This is a genomic window from Streptomyces sp. x-19 (assembly GCF_046549115.1).
GTDB classification, from domain to species: Bacteria; Actinomycetota; Actinomycetes; order Streptomycetales; family Streptomycetaceae; genus Streptomyces; species Streptomyces albulus_C.
Genome location: NZ_JAJPWK010000067.1, coordinates 1 through 6941, shown reverse-complemented (window position 1 = coordinate 6941; position 6941 = coordinate 1). Strand labels below are relative to the sequence as shown.

Annotated in this window: 3 protein-coding genes; all 3 read right to left on the bottom strand. The window is 67.8% G+C overall.

Annotated elements, in window-relative coordinates; genetic code table 11:
- Nucleotides 1-184 precede the first annotated feature (184 nt).
- Entirely contained in the window at nucleotides 185-5140 is a 4956-nt protein-coding gene (locus ACLJT4_RS42010; RefSeq protein WP_411130412.1) for a phage tail tape measure protein, read from the bottom strand.
- 383 nt (nucleotides 5141-5523) lie between these two features.
- A complete protein-coding gene (locus tag ACLJT4_RS42005; protein ID WP_411130410.1) occupies nucleotides 5524-6036 on the bottom strand; it encodes a hypothetical protein in 513 nt (170 codons plus the stop codon).
- Between the two features lie 80 nt (nucleotides 6037-6116).
- On the bottom strand, nucleotides 6117-6584 hold the full coding sequence (locus tag ACLJT4_RS42000) for a hypothetical protein (protein ID WP_411130408.1): 468 nt from the start codon (nucleotides 6582-6584) through the stop codon (nucleotides 6117-6119).
- Nucleotides 6585-6941 lie beyond the last annotated feature (357 nt).

The window sequence follows — 6941 nt, the reverse complement described above, 5'->3', positions numbered from 1 at the left end:
GCGCCGGCCTGAGCCTCTACCAGGTCGCACGCGAACTGCAGTTACTCCTCGCGCTCTGGACCGGCGCCTGCCCCACCTGCCACCGCGACATGCCAGAACCGATACCAACCTGACCAAGCACTACTAGTGCCGTGCCCGATCACGATCCCGCCGACATCGAATTGGAAGTCCTTCAGTTCCACCGTCATCGCAGGACACCGCCCCGCTTGGCGCGCCGCATCTGGTACGACACGGCCGAGGCGATGTCGGTGGCCGTGGCGTTGGACCGCGAGACGTTGATGGTCTGGCTGCCGATCGCCGGGGCCTGGTGCACGACCACGATCTGAGTGCGCCCCTCGTTGGCGTCGACCAGCCGCCGCGGTGTGAGGGCGTACCCGAACCGGTCCGCGGTCTGCGCCAGAACGCCGGTAGCTCGCTGACGCTTTGCTGCCGCATGCGGGATGTACGACTCCCCACTGGTCTCCGGCTCCGCGAACTTGATCAGACCCTTGCCGGACGTGTAGACGCCCGGCTCCCAGATGCCGCCGTTCGCATACGCCTTGCCGGCATTGGCCTTCGCCAGGTCAGCTACGAACCGGTCCGCCTTGCCGCCCGCCTTCTTGATCTGATTCTGGGAGGCGTTGGCGACCTCGATCAGGCGGTCCTCCTCGATCTCAGTTAGGTCGGCCACCGTGTGGATACCTCGGCCCTTTGCCAACGCCCCGATGATCTTCACCAGATCGGAGAGCTGATCACCGTCGAGGAGCCGGCCAGCAGCCTGCGCGGCAGTGTTGGCCTGCCGGGCGGTCTTGGAGTCCCGCACTGCCTGCGCCGCGAGGGCTTCGGCACTGTCGTCGTTCTGCGCGGCCAGACGCTGAGCCAGCGCCCCGTAGCCGTCCGCCGCCAACTTCGCCAGGTTGTCCTGGAAGGTGGTGGTGTCCTTCACGGCGTTGTTCAACTGGCCGGTGTAATCGGCCAGCGTCGCCTTCGCGGTGCCGGCGAGCTTGGTCAACTGCGAGGCCATGTCCTTGATGTACCGGGTGGAACCTTGGGCCATCTTCCGGGTCAGGGCCACACCGTCCTCGCCCATCTCCTCCAGCGCCTTGGCGACATCGGTGCCTGCCCGCCGGGACACTGTTGCCAGGTCGCTACGCCACGCCGCGGCGGTGCGCACCGACGTCCGCAGGTTCCGCTCGAACATGCCGAGGTCGAAGTGCTCGCTGCCGTCCTTGCCCTTGCCCTGCGACTTCGAGACGACATCGGAGACGGAGAACCCAGAGGAACCCAACGGCTGGTAGGACCAGTTCGACAGGCCGCCGTCGGCGTACCACGCGATCCCGGACGGGTCCCCGCCCAGGCGCCGCACGATCTCCTCGGTGATCCGCCGGGAGCGAGGACGCTTCGACGGCGCGAGCGGCACGTACCCCTCGCCCTGGGTCTCCGGCTCCGCCCACACCCGCATGGCGCCAGCGGGCGCGATCTGCGCGATGTGGTTCTCGTGAAGCCCGCCGTCCGCGAAGGTGACGATGCCGCCGTCCTTCTTCATCAACGGCACCCCGTTGACCTCCGCGCGGGGAACGTTGACGGTCTGGACGTAGTTGGTGATCGTCCGGCCGCGCAGCGAGTTGATCGCGGACTGGATCGCCGCCACACCACTTTGAGCGAGCCCTGCCGGCACGGTCACGGACACGTTCTTGCTGCCCGGGATCCCCGCGATCTGGAAGCCGAGAGCCTGTAGTTGCGCGCGGGCCCCCTCGGTCGGTGCGCTGACCGTGACCGTCCTCCCGCCAGGCAGGCCCCTGATCTTCTGCTGAACCTCTTCGAGGCTGCTGATGGTGCCCGCGGTCGCCGAGGTGACCGTGACGTTCTTGGCGCCCGGGGTCTTGGCGATCTTCGCGATCAACGCGTCCAGGTCGTCGCGCGCCGCGTCCGTGGGGGCGGTGATCTGCACCCGCCGGTCCTTGAGGTCATTGATACTGAAGCCGAGCTTCGTCAGGTCCTCGCGAGCGTCGTTGCTCAGCGTGGCGATCGTGACGGTCTTGCGGTCCGGCCACGCTTTGAGTTCCTGCTGCACGGCGATCAGGTCGGCCATGGACTCGTCCATGCCGGCGGTCTGGAGAAGGATGGAGACCTGCTCGGGAACCAGGCCGGCGGCATCGGCGAGGTTCGCGGCCTGCTCGGCCCCCAGCCCGAAGCCCTGCGCCGTGGAGATCGCCGACGCCCGGGCCGTGGCCATCTCCTTCTGCGCGGCCTGCAACGCCTCCGGCACGCTCTTACCGTTGGCCTCGGCGTACTGGTAGGCAGCCAGCGACGCCTCGGCCGCGTTCGTCGACAGCCCCTGCAGCAGGTCATACAGCTTCTGCCCGTTGCGGGTGACGGTCGACAGCGAACCGTCCATGTTGAGCAGCGTCTTGCCGAACCCCTCGGCGTGGTCAACGCCGCCCTTCAACGCCTCAGCGGCATCGGACACGGACCGGTTCAGACGTGCCTCGGCCGCCGACAGGTTCACCGACCCGCCGGCAAGCACATCCAACGCGTCATGCAGGGCCCGCGCACGCGAGTCAGCATCGGCTGTGGTGTCGGACAGGCGGCGCATGGCATCGGAGAACTTCCCGAACGGTCCGACTGCGTCGGAAGCCGACCGGCCGCCACTGCCAGTGGCGTCAGCGAGGTCCCTGGCGTCCTTCACCGCCTGGGACATCTCACCCTTGACCGACCCCAACGCGTCAGCCGCCCGGGCCGCAGCAAGACCCTCATCGTCATACGCCTTCGCGGCACCAGCGGAGGTAGGGATCCACTTCAGGTGAGCCTGCGCGGTGTCGTTCAAGCGCCGCTGAAGAGCATCCAGCCCCCCGTCCTGGCTCATGTAGGCGTCGGTGAGCTGTCGGACACCGACCCCAGCCTTCGACATGACATCGACAAGTCGATTCTTACCGTCGAAGACCTTCGTCTCCATGACCGTCTGTGCTGCTGCCGCCCGGACACTGTCGTTGACCGCACCGTTGGACTCCCGCAACGCCTGCGTGAGCGTGCTGATCCGCGACTGATGCTCGGCTGCTGCCTGCGCGGCCCTTTGCTGGTGGTCGGCGAGCATCGACAGCCCCACCCCGGCCGCTGCGATCGCCACGCCCCACGGCCCGCCCAGCGCACCCATCAGCCCGCGGGCTGCACCGCCGACACCGGCGCCGATCGCCCGCGCCACCCCACTGATCGGACCGCTGGCGCTGCGGAACGCCGCAGTCATCTGCCCCACCACCGGAATCCGGGCCTGCACCACCGCCAGGGCCTGCCCGATCCGGCCAATGGACTGCCCCTGAGCAGCGGCCAGCCGTTCCTGGACCCTCATCTGATCGCCCAGCGACCGGTACGCCCCCACGACCGGCCCCGACACCGTCTGACCCAGCCGCGACATCACCGGGGCGACACGACGGGCCAACAGCATCGCGATGATCGCCGTCTGGACCGGGCCCGGCAGCGCCCCGAAACCACGTACCAGCCCGGCCACGATGTGCCCGATCGGAATGAGCACCGTCGACACTGAGCCGGCGGCCGACGATGCCAGGTTCAGGGCGGTGACGATGATGTCGAGCGCGGTACCGCCCGCACCGGCTTCCTTCGTGACCTCGCCAATGGCATCGGCCACCGGGGAGGCCGCCGACAGCATGCTGCGCAGCACCTCCAGAAGGGCGCGACCGCCGTTGACGAGGACGTTCACCCCTGCAGCGGCGGTATCGAGCGCCAGGTCACCCAGCGGCCCGCCCAGGCCCCCGAGCGCATCACCGATCTCATCCAACCCGGACGACACCGCTTGTGACACCGACGGCCCGGCCAAGGTGTACAAATCGTGCAGGTAGTCCAAGGCCCCAGCGATGCGAGGAGTGGCGGCCGCCATGCCCGCGGACAGAAGCCGCGTCAACTTCTCCAACCCCGGTGCCGCAGCGGTGAACAGCACCTGCCCGGTATTCGACGCCTGCGTCTTGAGCTGGGTGACCGCACCGGCCAGTCCCTTCGTCTGGGACGCGGCGATCTCCCCGGCGGCACCAGTGCGGGCGATCGCGGTATGCATCTGGTCGAAGGACTCAGCGCCCTGATGCGCCAGCGCGGAGGCGCCCGCCAGTGCCGGCTTGCCCACCACATCGGCCAGCGCACCAAGGAAGTCCTTCTGCGACATCCGGTGCTGGGCCTTCTCAAAGCCCTCGATCACCGTCCGCAGACCACGGAAGTTGCCCTGCGCATCCCACGCCTCGACGCCCAGCTCCGCCAATCCCTCCTTCATTCGCTTGGTGGGCCTCGCGAGGTTGGTGAGCATCCCCCGCAGGGACGTTCCGGCTTTCGAGCCGAGGATTCCGGAGCGGGCCAGCATCGCCACCGCCGCCGCGGTGTCTTCGATGGAGATTCCGAGCTGAGCTGCGACCGGGCCGGTGTAGGACATGGCGTAGTAGATGTCCTGCAACCCGCCCGACGCCGCGTTCGCCCCCGCGGCCAGCACATCCGCTGCCCGGCCTGCGTTGTTGGACGACAAGCCGAACTGGTCCATCACATCGCCCAGATACCGGGCAGCATCAGCGGCAGAGAGGTTGTCGGCGGCCGCGAGCTGCATCGCAGCCCGCGCGTTCGCGATCGACGAGGTCGAGGTCTGCCCCGCCTTCGCTAGCTCCAGCATCGCATCGGCGGCCTTCACCGCCGACGTACCGGGAATCTTCAGATCGGCACCGAGCTCGCGGGCCTTCGCCGCAGCCTGCACCATCTCCACACCCGAAGCGCCGGTAACCGCACCCCACTTGTTGATAGCGCGCTGGTACTCGTTTCCCTCCTTCGCGATCTCCGCCAGCCCGGCGACGATGCCGCCTCCGACAACCAGCTGACGAAGATGATGCAGCTCCTGCCGCGAGGAGACCACGCCGTGGCGCAGCTGCCGCATCGAGGCATGCCCGTCCACCCCAACACGGCGCAGACCAGCTCCCGCCCGCTCCGCCTCGCGACCGATTCCGCGAAGACCGGAAGCGGAGCTGCGGGAGCCGGATCCAATCTGGGCAAGGCGCCGATTCAGGGCGTCGGTGTCACGACCGAGCCCACGCATTGCGCGGGAGGCCTGGCGGACCTCCGACAGAAGGTTCGCGAAGTCCGCCCGCGCTTGAACGCTGAGCGTGTAGGACGACACCTACCAGCGCCCTTACTCCCCGCGCCTTTTCAGCAATCCCCTCCCGAACCCACGCGGCTACGAGCGGGGCACCAGGCCGATGCGCACCCCATAGCCGTCCGGGCCCTCCGGCACCTGGTCCTGCTCGTGCGCGATCAGCTCACAGCCCGGACACCGCACCGTCGTCGTGACGTACGCGAACCGGTCGCCGCCTTGTTCCTCATCCCACTCCGCGGACCGCGTCCCACACTGACCACATACCGCACGCTGGTAGGCCGCGAACGCCAACGCCTTGGCCCGGTCGGACTGCGACCACCGGCCATCACCAGCCCCGAGAAACTGCGAATGCGGAATTCCCCACCGGCCACACAGCTCCAACTCCGCGCGGAGCTGCGCGTCCGCAATCAGCCTTTTCCCAACTCCACTGTCGAAGTCCGCACGATCTGCTGAGCCTGCCACGCCGCCGCGAACAGCGCATTGGACTCCGCCACCGGCCACGAATCCAGCAGTTCCTGCGCCTCCTCCTCACTCATGCCCTCGACCGTGTTGCCCTGGTCGTCGCGCTCGACGTGGGCGGCCGCGACCAGCGCCGCGGGGAACCGCTCCGGATCCCACGCATCGCCATCCTCGGCCTGCGCCTCGCTCGGAGGGAACCGCTTGATCAACCCATCCAGGATCGGCCGCGGCAGCGCACGAAACGTCAACTCCACTGCCACGACGTCAAAGTGCGCCTGCGCGTCCCGGAGATCCTGCTCGGCGTGGCGCGTCTCCTCACTCGGTTCCCGGCCGGCCTCCGCGTCCGCCATGCGGCACCGCGACAGCTCCAGCTTCACCTGGTCCACACGCTTCTTCGCCTCCTGGTCATCACAGATCACCAGCGTGTGCTCAGGCAACTGCCGGGCCCGCAGCAGCGCCATCTTCTTGGACCAGTGCGCATCCCGACCCGCAACCGCAGTCGGGAGAGTGGGCACAACTTTCGATCCCGCAGGCACAGGCATCACTTCTCCTGCTTCGGCGGAACAACGGCCGGAACCGCAGCGTCCTGAGCCGGCTTCTCCGTGATCGAGAAGTTCACGGTGAACTTCGCCGCCTCGTTGTCCGTGGAGTAGTTCGCAGACCGCGACCCCACCCGAACCGGGAACACGTCCATGGACCGGGAATTGGGCACGTCGCCCTTGCGGAGGAAGACGACCCAGCCGGCCGCGTCCTTCTTCAGCAACTGCTCCAGCTCATCCGACACCCGGTCCTCGTAGAAGCCGAGGGAGGAGTCATCAGCCTGGTCGGTGCCAGGGATCTTCGACTCGTACGTCGAGCCCAGATCCGGCGTCTCGATCGGCTGATTCGACAGCGTCCAACCATCGATCGACGCGATCGCATCCGTCAGATCCGTACCGGCTGTCAGCTCGGAACGGGTGGGAACGTGGCCACCATCGACAACGCTCTGGAGCCACAGCACGCGGGTCACCCCGCGCCGGGAGAACTTCTTTACCTGCAAGGTCCGCTGTCCGAATCCGGGACGGCAGCCACACACCAGGGGAGGCCCCGCCCCTCGACGATCTGTCGGGGAACCGGCCCAAACAAGGGTGTTGGGCGTCCGCGACTGTGCCTCCGCGGTGAGGGCGCGCCGAAGACAACCCCGGCGCTGCATGGATCACGATACTGCTGTGAGTAGTTTCCCTGCCCAGATTGCATAGAGTGACGGCGGAAATGCGAAGCTCCCCGTAGGCGGTTCGATCGCCTCCCCGCAGGCGGACACGGGATCTCCCCGTTGATGGACGCGTGATCCTTCCGGTGTCTTTATGTACCGGCCTGTTCCTTTGGT